Source organism: Pseudomonas sp. GW821-FHT04C07 (genome assembly GCF_059420325.1).
Map to the genome: position 1 here is coordinate 1 of NZ_JBWKTM010000005.1, position 17,294 is coordinate 17,294.

General features: G+C 59.1%; 13 protein-coding genes. 9 read left to right on the forward strand and 4 right to left on the reverse strand.

What is annotated here, in order from left to right:
* Positions 1-140: 140 nt before the first annotated feature.
* The 3 genes from AC07UI_RS10745 to AC07UI_RS10755 are packed head-to-tail and all read right to left on the reverse strand — an operon-like array spanning position 141 to position 2,553.
* Positions 141-566, reverse strand: a complete 426-nt coding sequence (locus tag AC07UI_RS10745; RefSeq protein WP_494992481.1) for a DNA polymerase III subunit chi — start codon at positions 564-566, stop codon at positions 141-143.
* A 7-nt stretch (positions 567-573) separates the two neighbouring features.
* Complete coding sequence (locus tag AC07UI_RS10750; protein WP_494992482.1) at positions 574-1,002, reverse strand: DNA polymerase III subunit chi; 429 nt, start codon at positions 1,000-1,002, stop codon at positions 574-576.
* A gap of 60 nt (positions 1,003-1,062) precedes the next feature.
* Positions 1,063-2,553: a leucyl aminopeptidase gene (locus AC07UI_RS10755; RefSeq protein ID WP_494992483.1), complete on the reverse strand. Its 1,491-nt coding sequence runs from the start codon at positions 2,551-2,553 to the stop codon at positions 1,063-1,065.
* Between the two features lie 322 nt (positions 2,554-2,875).
* Here AC07UI_RS10755 and lptF point away from each other — a divergent pair, with 322 nt between their 5' ends.
* From lptF to pdxJ, 8 genes are all read left to right on the forward strand, one after another.
* Complete coding sequence (lptF, locus tag AC07UI_RS10760; RefSeq protein ID WP_494992484.1) at positions 2,876-3,994, forward strand: LPS export ABC transporter permease LptF; 1,119 nt, start codon at positions 2,876-2,878, stop codon at positions 3,992-3,994.
* On the forward strand, positions 3,987-5,048 hold the full coding sequence (gene lptG / locus AC07UI_RS10765) for an LPS export ABC transporter permease LptG (RefSeq protein WP_494992485.1): 1,062 nt from the start codon (positions 3,987-3,989) through the stop codon (positions 5,046-5,048). The genes lptF and lptG overlap by 8 nt, the downstream gene beginning before the upstream one ends.
* A 226-nt stretch (positions 5,049-5,274) precedes the next feature.
* Positions 5,275-7,074, forward strand: coding sequence for a translation elongation factor 4 (lepA, locus tag AC07UI_RS10770; protein ID WP_494992486.1), 1,800 nt, complete (start codon positions 5,275-5,277; stop codon positions 7,072-7,074).
* A 5-nt stretch (positions 7,075-7,079) separates the two neighbouring features.
* Positions 7,080-7,934, forward strand: a complete 855-nt coding sequence (gene lepB, locus AC07UI_RS10775; RefSeq protein ID WP_494992487.1) for a signal peptidase I — start codon at positions 7,080-7,082, stop codon at positions 7,932-7,934.
* Between the two features lie 228 nt (positions 7,935-8,162).
* The gene (gene rnc / locus AC07UI_RS10780) at positions 8,163-8,852 is read left to right on the forward strand and encodes a ribonuclease III (RefSeq protein WP_494992488.1); all 690 of its coding nucleotides are present in this window, start codon (positions 8,163-8,165) and stop codon (positions 8,850-8,852) included.
* Positions 8,845-9,747: a GTPase Era gene (era, locus tag AC07UI_RS10785; RefSeq protein ID WP_494992489.1), complete on the forward strand. Its 903-nt coding sequence runs from the start codon at positions 8,845-8,847 to the stop codon at positions 9,745-9,747. Before rnc ends, era begins: the two co-directional genes overlap by 8 nt.
* Positions 9,748-9,920: 173 nt before the next feature.
* A complete protein-coding gene (recO, locus tag AC07UI_RS10790; protein ID WP_494992490.1) occupies positions 9,921-10,610 on the forward strand; it encodes a DNA repair protein RecO in 690 nt (229 codons plus the stop codon).
* Between the two features lie 223 nt (positions 10,611-10,833).
* On the forward strand, positions 10,834-11,577 hold the full coding sequence (gene pdxJ, locus AC07UI_RS10795; RefSeq protein ID WP_494992491.1) for a pyridoxine 5'-phosphate synthase: 744 nt from the start codon (positions 10,834-10,836) through the stop codon (positions 11,575-11,577).
* Between the two features lie 69 nt (positions 11,578-11,646).
* Here the strand turns inward: pdxJ and mltF are convergent, their stop codons facing one another.
* Positions 11,647-13,107 carry a membrane-bound lytic murein transglycosylase MltF gene (mltF, locus tag AC07UI_RS10800; RefSeq protein ID WP_494992492.1) on the reverse strand — a complete coding sequence of 487 codons (1,461 nt, stop codon included), beginning with the start codon at positions 13,105-13,107 and terminating at the stop codon, positions 11,647-11,649.
* Positions 13,108-13,393: 286 nt separating this feature from the next.
* On the opposite strand from mltF, the gene purL reads away from it, so the two are divergent.
* Positions 13,394-17,290: a phosphoribosylformylglycinamidine synthase gene (gene purL, locus AC07UI_RS10805; RefSeq protein WP_494992493.1), complete on the forward strand. Its 3,897-nt coding sequence runs from the start codon at positions 13,394-13,396 to the stop codon at positions 17,288-17,290.
* Positions 17,291-17,294: the final 4 nt, after the last annotated feature.

Below are 17,294 nucleotides of genomic sequence, written 5' to 3' on the forward strand. Positions count from 1 at the left end.
TCTTTCGTTCATGAAACCTCCAAGTTGGCGAAATCATATCGCCCTTAAGAGGTGTCCGGAATTATTAGGCCAGTTCAAGCTCGCTCCTACAGGGGGGCATTGGGGTTTGCCCTATCGCCACAAAAGAGATGTGTTTGGGGTCAGAACTGATACTGGCTCAACAACCGTTCCATCCGTGCGTCGAGCCGGCGTTTGATTTCGGTTTCGATGTGCGGGGCGAAGTCGTCGATCACGTCTTGCATGATCAGCAGTGCGGCGGCACGCAGTTCGCTGTCCAGATGCAGCAGGGCATCAGGGCCTTTGTTGGCGACCGGCGCTGCTGCCAATGCAGGGGCGGGCTCTGGCTCTGCGATCGATACCGGCGTCGGTGGTGCCGTGGAGTTTTCGATGGTTTCGGCAGGTTTCTTGCCTGCGACCATGTCAAACAGCATGGGGATCTGTACATCGCTGGCAACCGTTTCGGTCAGCAGCGGTGGTTGCAGGTTGTCATCGCCGAGCAGTTGGCGGATCGACTCGAGGTCGTCCAGCAGGTGCGCGGACTTTTGCAGCGGATTTGGAGTGTCCATCGGGTGCTCAGAGTCGCTGTAGACGGTGATCTTGCAGAGGATAGCCCTGTTCGCGGTAGAAACGGAAACTCTCCCGCGCGGCCAGACGAATAGTAGGGTCTTCGACCACGACTTCTGCCACACGGGCGAAGCGCTGAGCGAATGCCGGGACTTTCAGGTCCAGATTGACCAGCAGGTCGTGATGTTGTCCGCAGTCTTGGCCCAAGCCGAGAACAATCAGCCCGTCCGGCTCGTTTTCAGCGGGGCCATGAGGCACAAAGCTTTCGCCTTTGAAGCTCCACAAGCGGGCGTCGAGATCCTCACGCTGGGCCGCGTCGCTGCAATGCAGATAGACCCGGTGCCCAAGGCGCCAGGCTTTTTCGGTGAGTTTGCAGGCGAAGTCCAGGCGCGCGGACGGATCGGCGCTGGGCAGAATATAAAAGTCGACTTTGGTCATTGCGGGTCCTGACGCCTGCGCTGCGTCATCCAGGGATGACGCAGCGCAGGGTCTTCAGTTTCAGGCTTTGGCGCGGTCCAGCAGGTACTGGGTCAACAGCGGAACTGGACGGCCAGTGGCGCCCTTGTCCTTGCCACCGCTGGTCCAGGCAGTCCCGGCGATGTCCAGGTGCGCCCAGTTGTATTGCTTGGTGAAGCGCGACAGGAAGCAGGCGGCCGTGATGGTGCCGGCTTTCGGGCCGCCGATGTTGGCGATGTCGGCGAACGGGCTGTCCAGCTGTTCCTGGTACTCATCGAACAGCGGCAGTTGCCAGGCGCGGTCGTCGGCCTGAACGCCTGCGCTCAGCAGTTGGCCGATCAGCTCGTCGTTGTTGCCCAGCAGGCCGGAAGTGTGAGCCCCCAGAGCGACGACGCAAGCACCGGTCAGCGTTGCGATGTCGATCACCGCTTGTGGCTTGAAGCGCTCGGCATAGGTCAGGGCGTCGCACAGCACCAGACGGCCTTCGGCGTCGGTGTTGAGGATTTCCACTGTCTGGCCGCTCATGGTGGTGACGATGTCGCCCGGGCGGGCCGCGCCGCCGCTCGGCATGTTCTCGGCGCAGGCCAGGATGCACACCAGGTTGATTGGCAGTTTCAGTTCGAGCACGGCATGCAGGGTGCCGAAAACGCTGGCCGAACCGCCCATGTCGTACTTCATCTCGTCCATGCCGGCGCCAGGCTTGAGGCTGATACCGCCAGTGTCGAAGGTGATGCCCTTGCCGACCAGTACGAATGGCTTCTCGGACTTCTTGCCGCCCTGGTAGTTCATGACGATCAGGCGAGGCGGTTGATCGCTGCCCTGGCCTACGGCGTAGAACGCGCCCATGCCCAGTTCTTTGATTTTCTTCTCGTCGTGAATCTCGACTTTCAGGCCTTTGTGCGCCTTGCCGAGGTTTTTCGCTTGTTCGGCGAGGAAGCTTGGGTGGCAGATGTTTGGCGGCAGATTGCCCAGGTCGCGGGTAAAAGCCATGCCGGTGGCGATCGCTTGCGCGTGGGTTACGGCGCGTTCGACTTCGGCTTGTGCCGCCTTGATGGTCAGCAGGGTGATTTTTTTCAGGGCGCGCGGTTCGGTTTTCTGGCTCTTGAATTGCTCGAAGAGGTATTCACCATCCACCAGAGTTTCGGCCAGCAGGCGCGTCTTGCCGTAGCTGTCACGGCCTTTGACGATCACTTCGTCCAGGGCCAGTACCGCGTCGCTGCCGCCCAGGTTTTTGAGGGTGTTCAGCACGCCGCTGATGATTTTGCGGAAAGGACGGTCGCCCAATTCGGCATCTTTACCGATACCCACCAGCAGCACGCGTTCGGCTTTGAGGTTCGGCAGGCTATGCAGCAACAGGCTCTGGCCCACTTTGCCGGCCAGGTCGCCGCGCTTGAGGACTGCGCTGATGGCGCCGCCGCTGAGTTCGTCGAGTTGTTTGGCGACAGTGCCGAGCGTGCGGTCTTCGCCGACGGCGACCACCAGAGTGGCGGTTTTCAACGTTTCTGGGCTAACGCTTTTTACAACCAGTTCCATGTCCGGGTCCCTGAATAAATGGTCAAAGTGCGCACCGCTCAATGGTGTGCGCTTGGCTTATCTATATAAAGCTTGCTTATAAAGAGAAGTGCGCCAGTACGTACCAGCGACAAAGCCGCCAGTTTGAACCTCGCTGCCCGAGGCTGACAACCCTCCCATGAGCGATCTCCAGCGCTTTGCGTGCCAGCTTGAGCTTGCGCAGTGACAGGCGTGCTCAATCACAGGATAATGCGCCAGCTTTTTCAGCGGCTCAGCTTCACGAGCCAGCTCGATACGTTTGCTTGTTTGGCCGCCTTAGCCTGACAACCCTGGAGTGTCTGGTTTGATCGTCTTCCGTTATTTGTCCCGCGAAGTCCTGTTGACCTTGAGCGCCGTCAGCGCTGTGTTGTTGGTCATCATCATGAGCGGGCGCTTCATCAAATTCCTGGCTCAGGCAGCTTCCGGCGCCCTTGACCCGGGTTCGCTGTTCCTGATCATGGGTTTTCGCCTGCCCGGCTTCCTGCAGCTGATTCTGCCTTTGGGGCTGTTTCTCGGGATCCTGCTGGCTTACGGCCGTCTGTACCTTGAAAGCGAAATGACAGTGCTCTCGGCCACGGGCATGAGCCAGCAGCGTCTGCTGGGCATGACCATGGTCCCGGCCGTCCTGGTTGCGCTGGTGGTTGCATGGCTGAGCCTTAGCCTGGCGCCGCAGGGTGCGAAGCAGTTTCAGTTGCTGCTCAATAAGCAGGATGCGATGACCGAGTTCGACACGCTGGTGCCGGGTCGCTTTCAGGCCTTGCGTGACGAGACGCGTGTGACCTACACCGAGCAACTGTCCGATGATCGTGCCAATTTGGGCGGCGTATTCATTTCGGAAAAGCGCATGTCCACTGACAAGAAGGATCGTGGCATTTCCGTGCTGGTTGCGCAGAAGGGGCGTCAGGAAGTCAAAGAGGATGGTAGCCGCTACCTGATCCTCGACAATGGCTATCGCTACGACGGTAATCCGGGGCAGGCCGACTACCGCGCCATCAAGTACGACACCTATGGAGTGCTACTGTCCAAGCCGGATGTGAGCGAAGAAGTGACCGATCGCGATGCGATGGCGACCCGCGATCTGCTGGGTAATCCGGATCTTCGTGCGCGTGCCGAGCTGGAGTGGCGAGTCTCCCTGCCGTTGCTGGTGTTTATCGTGACCCTGATGGCGGTGCCGTTGTCACGAGTCAATCCGCGGCAAGGTCGTTTCCTCAAGCTGCTCCCGGCGGTTCTTCTTTATATGGCTTATCTGACCATCCTGATTGCGGCCCGTGGCGCCTTGGAAAAAGGCAAGATCCCGGCGGCGCTGGGGTTGTGGTGGGTGCACGCGATCTTCCTGACCGTTGGTCTGGGGTTGCTGTACTGGGAACCGTTGCGCTTGAAGCTGGCGAGTCGCCGTAGTGTGCTGGAGATGGCCCGTGGATAAGCTGGATCGCTACATCGGTAGAAGCGTGTTCGTAGCCATTGTGGGAGTGTTGGGGGTCATTCTCGGTCTGGCGTCATTGTTTGCCTTCATCGACGAGATGACCGACGTCACTGATACCTACACCTTGGTCGACGTCTTGAGCTTCGTATTGCTGACCGCGCCGCGGCGTGTCTACGACATGTTGCCAATGGCAGCCTTGATCGGCTGCCTGATCGGGCTGGGCAGCCTGGCCAGCGCCAGCGAATTGACCATCATGCGCGCCGCTGGCGTGTCCATCGGTCGTATCGTCTGGGCAGTGATGAAGCCAATGCTGGTGTTGATGCTGGTTGGGGTTCTGGTCGGCGAATACGTTGCGCCGGCCACTGAAAGCCAGGCACAGGCCAATCGCTCCCTGGCTCAGGGTAGCGGTGATGCGCAAAGTGCCAAACATGGTTTGTGGCACCGTCAGGGCGATGAGTTCATTCACGTCAATGCCGTGCAGCCCAATGGTCTGCTATATGGCGTGACCCGTTATCGTTTTGACGATCAACGTCATATGCTCACTTCGAGCTTCGCCAAGCGCGCGGAATTCGATAAGGACCATTGGCAGTTGAGTGGTGTGACCACGACGCTTTTCCATGATGGCAGCACCGAGGTCGTCACGGCTCCCGAGGAGCGCTGGGACGTGGCGTTGAGCCCGCAACTGCTTAATACGGTCGTGATGGTGCCGGAAGCGCTGTCTATCACCGGGTTGTGGAGTTATATCCACTATCTGGCCGATCAGGGCTTGAACAACGGTCGCTACTGGCTCGCGTTCTGGGTCAAGGTGTTGCAACCCTTGGTCACCGCCGCGCTGGTGCTGATGGCTATTTCGTTCATTTTTGGCCCGTTGCGCTCGGTAACCCTTGGTCAACGGGTATTCACTGGTGTGTTGGTGGGCTTTACCTTCCGTATCGCTCAGGATCTGCTGGGGCCATCGAGTCTGGTGTTCGGTTTCTCGCCATTGTTCGCGGTATTGGTGCCGGCCGGTATCTGTGCGCTGGCCGGGGCCTGGTTGTTACGCCGAGCCGGTTGATAGCGGGCTTTGCCCTGCGCTGGCTGAATAAAAACGCCCCTGTCGAAAGATCGGGGCGTTTTTTTTGTAAAGCCTTGCTACCCCGCTGCGGGCTGATCAAAGGAACTGAAGTTACAACTGCTACGCAGCCGAGCGCAGGCAAACGTGACGCTTGCTCGGTGTATCAGGTACAATTCCCGGCTATTTTTCGGCGGGCTATGCCTGCAGCCTTTTTGAGTGTTGATCCGTGAGTGATTTGAGTCATATCCGCAATTTCTCCATCATCGCCCACATTGACCATGGCAAGTCGACTCTGGCCGATCGCTTCATCCAGATGTGCGGCGGCTTGGCCGAGCGCGAAATGGAAGCCCAGGTACTGGACTCCATGGACCTTGAGCGTGAACGCGGGATCACCATCAAGGCACATAGCGTAACCCTGTATTACAAGGCCAAAGACGGCATCAACTACCAGTTGAACTTCATTGACACCCCGGGCCACGTTGACTTCACCTATGAAGTCAGCCGGTCGCTGGCGGCCTGTGAAGGCGCGCTGCTGGTGGTCGACGCCGGCCAAGGCGTTGAGGCCCAGTCGGTAGCCAACTGCTACACGGCGATCGAGCAGGGCCTGGAGGTCATGCCGGTACTGAACAAGATCGACCTGCCACAGGCCGATCCAGACCGCGTTAAAGAAGAAATCGAAAAAATCATCGGCATCGATGCCACCGACGCGGTCACCTGCAGTGCCAAGACCGGTCTGGGCGTCGATGAAGTGCTTGAGCGTCTGGTTCACACCATTCCTGCGCCGACCGGCAACATCGAAGATCCGCTGCAAGCGTTGATCATCGACTCCTGGTTCGACAACTACCTGGGCGTTGTGTCCCTGGTTCGCGTGCGCCACGGCCGCGTGAAGAAGGGCGACAAGATTCTGGTGAAATCCACCGGCAAGATCCACCTGGTGGACAGCGTCGGCGTATTCAACCCGAAACACACCGCTACCGTTGATCTGAAAGCCGGTGAAGTAGGCTTCATCATCGCCGGTATCAAGGACATTCACGGCGCGCCAGTCGGTGACACCCTGACCTTGAGCTCGACGCCGGACGTCGACGTATTGCCAGGTTTCAAACGCATTCAGCCGCAGGTATACGCCGGTCTGTTCCCGGTCAGCTCCGATGACTTCGAAGATTTCCGTGAGGCCCTGCAAAAGCTCACGCTGAACGACTCCTCCTTGCAGTACACCCCGGAAAGCTCTGACGCGCTGGGCTTCGGCTTCCGTTGCGGGTTCCTCGGCATGCTGCACATGGAAATCATCCAGGAGCGCCTGGAGCGCGAGTACGACCTGGACCTGATCACCACGGCGCCGACGGTAATTTTCGAGCTGTTGCTCAAGAGCGGTGAAACGATTTACGTCGATAACCCGTCCAAGCTGCCGGATCTGTCGGCCATCGAAGACATGCGCGAGCCGATCGTGCGGGCCAATATTCTTGTGCCGCAAGAGCACCTGGGCAACGTCATTACCCTGTGCATCGAAAAACGTGGTGTACAGCACGACATGCTGTTCCTGGGCAGCCAGGTCCAGGTGACCTACGATTTGCCGATGAACGAAGTGGTTCTGGACTTCTTTGACCGTCTGAAGTCCACCAGTCGCGGCTATGCTTCGCTGGATTATCATTTCGATCGTTATCAATCAGCTAATCTGGTCAAGCTGGATGTATTGATCAACGGTGAGAAAGTCGATGCCCTGGCGTTGATCGTGCACCGTGACAACGCACACTACAAAGGCCGTGCGTTGACCGAGAAGATGAAAGAACTGATTCCGCGGCAGATGTTCGATGTGGCAATCCAGGCCGCCATTGGCGGGCAGATTGTGGCGCGGACAACCGTCAAGGCGCTCAGAAAGAACGTACTGGCCAAATGCTACGGTGGTGACGTTAGCCGTAAGCGCAAGCTGTTGGAAAAGCAGAAGGCCGGTAAAAAACGCATGAAGCAGGTGGGTAACGTGGAAATTCCACAAGAAGCCTTCCTTGCTGTGCTCAGGTTGGATAGTTAGGTCCTATGTCACTAAATTTCCCGCTGTTGCTGGTCATCGCTGTCGCCGTTTGCGGTTTGTTGGCGTTGCTCGATCTGCTCTTTCTGGCACCGCGCCGGCGTGCAGCCATCGCCACTTATCAGGGCAGCGTCAGCCAGCCCGATGTAGTCGTGGTCGAGAAGCTGAACAAAGAGCCGTTGCTGGTTGAATACGGCAAATCGTTCTTCCCGGTGTTGTTCATCGTGCTGGTACTGCGTTCGTTCCTGGTGGAACCGTTCCAGATTCCTTCGGGCTCGATGAAGCCGACCCTGGATGTCGGCGACTTCATTCTGGTGAGCAAGTTTTCTTACGGGATCCGCTTGCCGGTGATCGACAAGAAAGTCATCGAAGTCGGTGATCCGCAGCGCGGCGATGTGATGGTGTTCCGCTACCCAAGCGATCCGAACGTCAACTACATCAAGCGCGTAGTCGGCTTGCCAGGCGACGAAATTCGTTACACCGCCGACAAGCGACTGTTCGTCAATGGGCAATCGGTGGCCGAGCAGTTGGTGGGTTCCGAGCCAGGTACGTTGGGCAGTGCAGAGCTCTATAAGGAAAAACTCGGCGCTGTCGAGCACCTGATCCGCAAGGAAATGAGCCGCTTTCGTGCAACTCCGGACCATCAGTGGACCGTGCCTGCCGGGCATTACTTCATGATGGGCGACAACCGCGACAACTCCAATGACAGTCGCTACTGGGATGACCCGAGTATTCCCAAGGATCTTCTGGGCATGGTTCCCGACAAGAATATTGTCGGCAAGGCCTTTGCAGTCTGGATGAGTTGGCCCGAACCAAAACTCAGCCGCCTGCCGAATTTCTCGCGGGTTGGCCTGATCAAGTAATCACACGCGGCGCTGTTGAACACAGCGCCGAATGCTTTTCTGGGTCTTGTAGAACGCTTCACGACGCCGGTTCCGCCGTCGTCAGTGATCTTTACAGCGATGTCGCCAGAAGCATGCAGTCAACAATATTCAGGATGTGGATTTGAACACAGCGTTAATTGTCGAGGGCCAGCGGTGCCTTGTCCCAATGGTGGCGATATTCGACCACGAACTCAGTGTGGGTAAACCGTGAGCGTCTCTTTAAGCCGTCTCGAGCGTCAGCTCGGCTATACCTTCAAGGATCAGGAACTGATGGTCCTGGCCCTGACTCATCGCAGTTTTGCCGGGCGCAACAATGAACGCCTGGAGTTTCTCGGTGATGCCATTCTCAACTTCGTCGCCGGTGAAGCACTGTTCGATCGCTTTCCGCTCGCTCGCGAAGGCCAGTTGTCGCGTTTGCGCGCACGGCTGGTGAAAGGCGAAACCCTGGCGGTGCTGGCTCGTGGTTTCGATCTGGGCGAGTACCTGCGTCTGGGCTCCGGCGAGTTGAAGAGCGGGGGCTTTCGTCGCGAGTCGATCCTCGCTGATGCCCTGGAAGCTCTGATCGGCGCCATCTACCTGGATGCGGGCATGGAGGTGGCGCGCGAGCGCGTACTGGCCTGGCTGACGTCCGAGTTCGAAGGCCTGACGCTGGTCGACACCAACAAAGATCCAAAGACCCGACTGCAAGAGTTCCTGCAGTCGCGTGCCTGTGACCTGCCACGTTATGAAGTGGTAGATATCCAGGGTGAGCCCCATTGCCGGACGTTCTTCGTCGAATGCGAAATCACCTTATTGAATGAAAAAAGCCGAGGTCAGGGTGTGAGTCGTCGTATTGCCGAACAGGTAGCGGCCGCCGCAGCACTGATAGCCCTGGGCGTGGAGAATGGCCATGACTGATTCAACTGCAACTCGCTGTGGCTATGTCGCCATCGTCGGCCGTCCCAACGTGGGCAAATCCACGCTGCTGAACCACATTCTCGGGCAAAAGCTGGCGATCACTTCGCGCAAGCCGCAAACCACCCGCCACAACATGCTCGGCATCAAGACTGAAGGCACCGTTCAGGCTGTCTATGTCGACACCCCGGGTATGCACAAGGGCGGCGAAAAAGCGCTCAACCGTTACATGAACAAAACCGCGTCAGCGGCGTTGAAAGACGTCGATGTGGTGATCTTCGTGGTCGACCGCACCCGCTGGACCGATGAAGACCAGATGGTGCTCGAGCGTGTTCAGTACGTTCAAGGCCCGGTCATCGTGGCATTGAACAAGACCGACCGCATCGAAGACAAAGCTGAACTGATGCCGCATTTGAGCTGGTTGCAAGAACAGTTGCCAAACGCGCAGATCATGCCGATTTCGGCGCAGCACGGTCACAACCTCGACGCCCTGGAGCGTGTGATCGCCGAGCACCTGCCGGAAAACGATCACTTCTTCCCGGAAGACCAGATCACTGATCGCAGCAGCCGTTTCCTTGCAGCGGAACTGGTGCGCGAGAAAATCATGCGTCAGATGGGCGCTGAATTGCCGTACCAGATCACCGTGGAAATCGAAGAGTTCAAGCAGCAGGGCAAGACCTTGCATATCCACGCCTTGATTCTCGTCGAGCGCGACGGTCAGAAGAAAATCATCATTGGCGAGAAGGGCGAGCGGATCAAACGCATCGGTACCGAGGCGCGCAAGGATATGGAGCTGCTGTTCGACTCCAAGATCATGCTCAACCTGTGGGTCAAGGTCAAAGGCGGCTGGTCCGACGACGAACGCGCCCTGCGTTCCCTGGGTTACGGCGACCTGTAATCGCCAAGGCTGGATGCAACAAAGATCTAATGTGGGAGCGGGCTTGCTCGCGAAGGCGGTGTCACAGTCGACAGAGATGTTGAATGTTGAACCGCTTTCGCGAGCAAGCCCGCTCCCACATTAGGTATGTGCCGTTTTCACTGGCTGTATTCTCTTAGAGATACTCGACTTCCATGCCCCCAACCCCACCCATCGCCCAACCCGCCTACGTACTGCACAGCCGGGCTTACCGCGAAAACAGTGCGCTGGTGGATTTCCTCACGCCTCAAGGTCGGCTGCGGGCGGTGTTGCGAAGTGCGCGGGGTAAGGCCGGGACATTGGCACGGCCGTTCGTGCCGCTGGAAGTCGAATTTCGTGGGCGCAGCGAGCTGAAAAATGTCGGGCGAATGGAAAGCGCCGGTGTTTCCACCTGGCTCAACGGTGAGGCGCTGTTCAGCGGGCTCTACCTCAATGAGCTGTTGATCCGCCTGCTGCCTGCCGAAGATCCTCACCCAGCCGTTTTCGATCACTACGCCGCGACCTTGCTGGCCCTTGCTGAAGGGCGTCCGCTCGAACCTTTGCTGCGGGCCTTCGAGTGGCGCCTGCTGGATGATCTCGGTTACGGATTCGCGCTGGACACCGACATTCATGGCGATCCGATAGCTGCGGACGGTATGTATCGCTTGCAAGTCGATGCCGGGCTTGAGCGGGTCTACTTACTGCAACCGGGATTGTTCAACGGCACTGAGCTGCTGGCCATGGCTGAAGCCGACTGGACTGCCCCCGGCGCGCTCTCCGCTGCCAAGCGTCTGATGCGTCAAGCGCTGGCTGTGCATCTCGGTGGTCGGCCATTGGTCAGTCGCGAGTTGTTTCGCAAGCCGTAGCGAGCGGTTTCCGGTCTCGGAAATACGTTCGAGTTTTGACGAGTGGATCTCGAAGTCAGGCAAGGCGCCGCGACGAGTCATCGCCCGCTGTGGCGAGGAGCGGCAACGCAACATGGCCGAAGTGTCGGACCGAACGAAAGACGCCGTCAAAAGCGAACAGTTATTTTCGTGACCGGACACTATATGCTGTGCGCCGAATCTTCCATTCTTCAGGAGCGCTTCCGTGACCACCAGCAATCGCATTCTTCTTGGCGTGAACATCGACCACGTTGCCACTCTGCGCCAGGCCCGGGGCACTCGTTATCCTGATCCGGTCAAGGCGGCGCTGGATGCGGAAGAGGCGGGGGCTGACGGGATTACCGTGCATTTGCGTGAAGACCGCCGACACATTCAGGAGCGTGATGTGCTGCTGCTCAAGGATGTGTTGCAAACCCGCATGAACTTCGAAATGGGCGTCACCGAAGAGATGATGGCTTTCGCCGAGCGCATTCGCCCGGCGCATATCTGTCTGGTCCCGGAAACCCGTCAAGAGCTGACCACCGAAGGCGGTCTTGATGTCGCGGGGCAAGAAGCGCGGATCAAGGCTGCGGTAGAGCGCCTGGCCAAATTCGGCTGTGAGGTCTCGCTATTTATCGATGCCGATGAGCGGCAGATCGAAGCGTCCAGCCGGGTCGGCGCACCGGCGATTGAATTGCACACCGGCCGTTACGCCGATGCGCAGACACCGACCGAAGTTGCAGAAGAATTGCTGCGAGTCGCTGATGGCGTGGCCTGCGGTCTGGCCCAAGGTCTGATCGTCAACGCCGGTCACGGCCTGCATTACCACAACGTCGAAGCCGTTGCCGCGATTAAAGGCATCAACGAATTGAACATCGGGCACGCGTTGGTGGCACATGCGCTGTTCGTCGGATTCAAGTCGGCAGTGGCGGAAATGAAGGCGTTGATTCTGGCGGCAGCAAAGGCCTAAGAAGATCGTTCCCACGCTCCCGCGTGGGAATGCCTCACTGGACGCTCCGCGTCCGTTTTCAGTCATGATCTACAGCGGTGGCATTTCTTCGGTCGGCTTGGTCTTGTCCACGCCGGGTACGTGCAGATTGCCTTCAGCCACCTGATTGCCCTCCAGCTGCGGCTGCGTGACCCAGGTCAGGATGTCGTAGTAACGACGGATGTTGGCGACAAAGTGCACCGGCTCACCGCCACGGGCATAGCCATAGCGGGTTTTGCTGTACCACTGCTTCTGCGCCAGGCGCGGCAGCATCTTCTTCACATCGAGCCATTTGTTCGGATTCAGGCCTTCTTTTTCGGCCAGTTTTCGAGCGTCATCAAGATGGCCGGTACCGACGTTGTAGGCCGCAAGTGCAAACCAGGTGCGATCCGGCTCTTCGATCTTGTCGTCCAGCTGATCCTTCATATACACCAGGTACTTGGCCCCGCCGCTGATGCTTTGCCTGGCGTCCAGGCGGTTGGACACGCCCATGGCCTGCGCGGTGTTCTGAGTCAGCATCATCATGCCGCGAACGCCGGTTTTGGAAGTGACTGCCGATTGCCATAACGACTCTTGATAGCCAATCGCGGCAAGCAGTCGCCAATCGACTTTTTCATCCTTGGCCGACGCTTTGAAGTGCTTTTCGTATTTGGGTAAGCGTTGCTGCAAATGCTGGGCGAAGGTGTAGGCACCGACATAGCCAAGTACGTCCACATGCCCATAATAGCGATCCTTCAAACGTTGCAAGGTGCCGTTCTTCTCCACCTTGTCGAGGAAAGTGTTGATCTCGTTGAGCAGGCTGTTGTCATCGCCAGCGGCCACGGCCCAGCTCTGGTTGCTGGCATCACCCAGGTCGAAGGCGACCCGCACATTGGGGAAGTAGACCTGGTTCATCGCCACTTCGTTGGAGTCGACCAGCGTCAGATCAATCTGGCCCTCATCAACCATGCGCAGCAGGTCGACGACTTCAACGGCGTCGGACTCTTCGTATTCAATACCGGGATATTTAAGTTTCAGATCCGCCAGCTGTTCGGCGTGGGTGCTGCCCTTGAGCACTATGATGTGCTTGCCCACCAGGTCGGCAGCGTTGGTCGGGCGTGACTGGCCGTTGCGGTAGATGATCTGTGGAGTGACTTCCAGATAGGTGTGGGAAAACCTGACCTGCTGTTTGCGCTTCTCGCTGCTGACCAGACCGGCAGCCGCCAGCACCGGGCCATTGGGTTTGCCTATCTGACTGAAAAGATCATCGAGGTTGTCAGCGGTTTCGATCTTCAGCTTGACGCCCAGGTCCTCGGCGAAACGTTTCACCAGCTCGTATTCGAAGCCGGTTTCGCCATTGCGATCCTGGAAGTAGGTGGCGGGGCTGTTACGGGTGACCACCCGCAGCACGCCATCCTCCTTTACGCGCTCGAGTGTGCTGGGTTTATCAACACAGGCACTGAGCATCAGGAAGAGTCCGGTTGCGATGAGCCATTTGACACAGCGCGGACGGAAAGCCGTTTTGGAAAACATTCGCGCAGTATACGCAAAGGACCACGACCGCCATATCTCGACAGCGAAGGGCATGTCTGCTAGCGAGAGAAAAAACCGGCTGAGGCCCTGAAAAACAGGCTCTGTGGCGCGAATGTGACGGCAAAAATAACCCGTCGCACGCGCCTTGATAGCCATTGGTTAAAGGTGCTGGGCCACGGGCCGACGTTCGGCCAAAGGCTGGCGTGCCGTTTCGGGTGCCGTCGCGGGCGGTTTAGGCTAGAATGCACGGCCTCAAAGCACACCCCTTCCCGAGGCTGTCCCGAAGATGTTGATCCTGCGCGGCGCTCCTGCCCTTTCTGCCTTTCGCCACAGCAAACTTCTTGAGCAACTGAGCCGATGCGTCCCGGCTGTCAGTGGCTTGTATGCTGAATTCGCTCACTTCGCCGAAGTCACCGGCGTTCTGACCGGCGACGAACAGCAGGTGCTGGCGCGCCTTCTGAAGTACGGCCCAAGTGTGCCGGTACAAGAGCCGACCGGCCGTCTGTTCCTGGTGTTGCCGCGTTTCGGCACCATTTCGCCATGGTCGAGCAAGGCTAGCGACATCGCCCGCAACTGCGGCCTGGCGAAAATCCAGCGCCTGGAGCGCGGTATCGCTTTCTACGTGGCCGGTGAATTCACCGACGCGCAAGCACAGCTGATCGCCGATGCGCTGCACGACCGCATGACCCAGATCGTGCTGGAAAACCTCGAGCAGGCTGCCGGTCTGTTCAGTCACTCCGAACCCAAGCCGCTGACTGCTATCGACGTGCTGGGTGGCGGTCGCGCCGCGCTGGAGAAAGCCAACGTCGAGCTGGGCCTGGCCCTGGCGGAAGACGAAATCGATTACCTGGTCAACGCCTTCGTAGGCCTTGCGCGCAACCCGCACGACATCGAACTGATGATGTTCGCCCAGGCGAACTCCGAGCACTGCCGTCACAAGATCTTCAACGCCAGTTGGGACATCGACGGCGAGAACCAGGAAAAAAGCCTGTTCGGCATGATCAAGAACACCTACGTGATGCACAGCGAAGGCGTTCTGTCGGCTTACAAGGACAACGCTTCGGTGATTGTCGGCAACGTTGCCGGCCGTTTCTTCCCGGACCCTGAAACCCGCCAGTATGGCGCGGTGCAGGAACCGGTGCACATCCTGATGAAAGTCGAGACCCACAACCACCCGACCGCGATTGCCCCGTTTCCGGGCGCCTCCACCGGTTCCGGTGGCGAGATCCGCGACGAAGGCGCCACGGGTCGCGGTGCCAAGCCAAAGGCTGGCCTGACCGGTTTCACCGTGTCCAACCTGCAGATCCCGGGCTTCGAACAACCGTGGGAAGTGCCATACGGCAAACCCGAGCGCATCGTCACCGCGCTGGACATCATGATCGAAGGCCCATTGGGCGGCGCTGCGTTCAACAACGAATTCGGCCGTCCGGCGCTGACCGGTTATTTCCGTACCTTCGAACAATCCATCACCACCCCGCATGGCGATGAAGTGCGCGGTTACCACAAGCCGATCATGTTGGCGGGTGGTATGGGCAACATCCGTGAAGAACACGTGAAGAAAGGTGAAATCGTCGTTGGCTCCAAGCTGATCGTGCTCGGCGGCCCGGCAATGCTCATCGGCCTGGGCGGCGGCGCAGCTTCTTCCATGGCCACCGGCACCAGCTCGGCAGACCTGGACTTTGCTTCGGTACAGCGCGAAAACCCGGAAATGGAACGCCGTTGCCAGGAAGTCATTGACCGTTGCTGGCAGTTGGGTGAACACAACCCGATCAGCTTTATCCACGACGTGGGGGCGGGCGGTCTGTCCAACGCCTTCCCGGAACTGGTCAACGACGGCGACCGTGGTGGCCGCTTCGAGCTGCGCAACATTCCAAACGACGAGCCGGGCATGGCCCCGCACGAGATCTGGAGTAACGAATCCCAGGAACGCTACGTTCTGGCCGTCGGCCCGGCCGACTTCGAACGCTTCAAGGCGATCTGCGAACGTGAGCGCTGCCCGTTCGCCGTGGTCGGCGAAGCCACTGCCGAGCCACAGCTGACTGTCACCGACAGCCACTTCGGCAACAGCCCGGTGGACATGCCGCTCGAAGTGCTGCTGGGCAAAGCCCCGCGCATGCACCGTTCGGTCGTTCGTGAAAGCGAGCTGGGCGACGATTTCGATCCGTCGACGCTGAACATCGCCGACTGCGTCGAGCGCGTTCTGCATCACCCGGCCGTGGCCAGCAAAAGCTTTTTGATCACCATCGGCGACCGCACCATCACCGGCCTCGTGGCCCGTGATCAGATGGTCGGTCCGTGGCAGGTTCCGGTGGCCGACGTTGCCGTCACCGCCACCAGCTTCGACGTTTACACCGGTGAAGCCATGGCCATGGGCGAGCGCACTCCGCTGGCGCTGCTGGACGCTCCGGCGTCGGGCCGCATGGCCATCGGCGAAACCCTGACCAACATCGCCGCGTCGCGCATCGGCAAGATCTCCGACATCAAACTGTCAGCGAACTGGATGTCCGCAGCCGGTCACCCGGGCGAAGACGCGCGTCTGTACGACACCGTCAAAGCGGTCGGCATGGAACTGTGCCCGGAACTGGGTATCACCATTCCGGTGGGCAAGGACTCGATGTCCATGGCCACCCGCTGGAACGATAAAGGCGTGGACAAGAGTGTAACCTCGCCAATGTCGCTGATCGTGACCGGTTTTGCACCGGTGACCGACATCCGTCAGACCCTGACCCCGCAACTGCGCATGGACAAGGGCACCACCGATCTGATCCTGATCGACCTGGGCCGTGGCCAGAACCGCATGGGCGCCTCGATCCTGGCACAGGTTCACGGCAAGCTCGGCAAGCAGGCTCCGGACGTCGACGACGCCGAAGACCTGAAAGCCTTCTTCGCGGTGATCCAGGGCCTCAACGCCGACGGTCACCTGCTGGCCTACCACGACCGTTCCGACGGTGGTCTGCTGACCAGCGCCTTGGAAATGGCCTTCGCCGGCCACTGCGGTCTGAGCCTGAACCTCGACGGTCTGGCTGAAACCTCGGCCGATATCGCTGCGATCCTGTTCAACGAAGAGCTGGGTGCCGTGATTCAGGTTCGTCAGGACGCCACTGCGGACATCCTCGCGCAGTTCAGCGCTGCCGGCCTGGGCGACTGCGTTTCGGTGATCGGTCAGCCGCTCAACAACGGCGAAGTCACCATCAGCTTCAATGGTGAAACCGTTTTTGAAGGCCAGCGTCGTCTGCTGCAACGTCAGTGGGCCGAAACCAGCTACCAGATTCAGCGTCTGCGCGACAACGCTGATTGCGCCGAGCAAGAGTTCGACGTACTGCTGGAAGAAGACAACCCGGGTCTGAGCGTCAAGCTGAGCTACGACGTGAACCAGGACATCGCTGCGCCGTACATCAAGAAAGGTATTCGTCCTCAGGTGGCGGTACTGCGTGAGCAGGGCGTCAACGGTCAGGTGGAAATGGCTGCGGCGTTCGACCGTGCCGGCTTCAACGCGATCGACGTGCACATGAGCGACATTCTTGCCGGTCGTGTCGACCTCAACGAGTTCAAAGGTCTGGTGGCGTGCGGTGGTTTCTCCTATGGCGACGTTCTCGGCGCGGGTGAGGGCTGGGCCAAGTCGGCACTGTTCAACAGCCGTGCACGGGATGCCTTCCAGGGCTTCTTCGAACGTAACGACAGCTTCACCCTCGGTGTGTGCAACGGTTGCCAGATGATGTCCAACCTGCACGAACTGATCCCGGGCAGCGAGTTCTGGCCGCACTTCGTGCGTAACCGTTCCGAGCAGTTCGAAGCCCGTGTGGCGATGGTTCAGGTGCAGGAATCGAACTCGATCTTCCTGCAAGGCATGGCCGGTTCGCGTATGCCAATCGCCATCGCCCACGGTGAAGGCCATGCTGAGTTCGAGAGCGAAGAGGCACTGCTCCAGGCCGATCTGTCCGGTTGCGTGGCGATGCGTTTCGTCGACAACCACGGCAAGGTCACTGAAAACTACCCGGCCAACCCGAACGGCTCGCCGCGCGGGATCACCGGGCTGACCAGCCGCGACGGTCGTGTGACCATCATGATGCCGCACCCTGAGCGGGTGTTCCGTGCCGTGCAAAACTCCTGGCGCTCGGAAGACTGGAACGAAGACGCGCCATGGATGCGCATGTTCCGTAACGCTCGGGTCTGGGTTAACTAAAGGC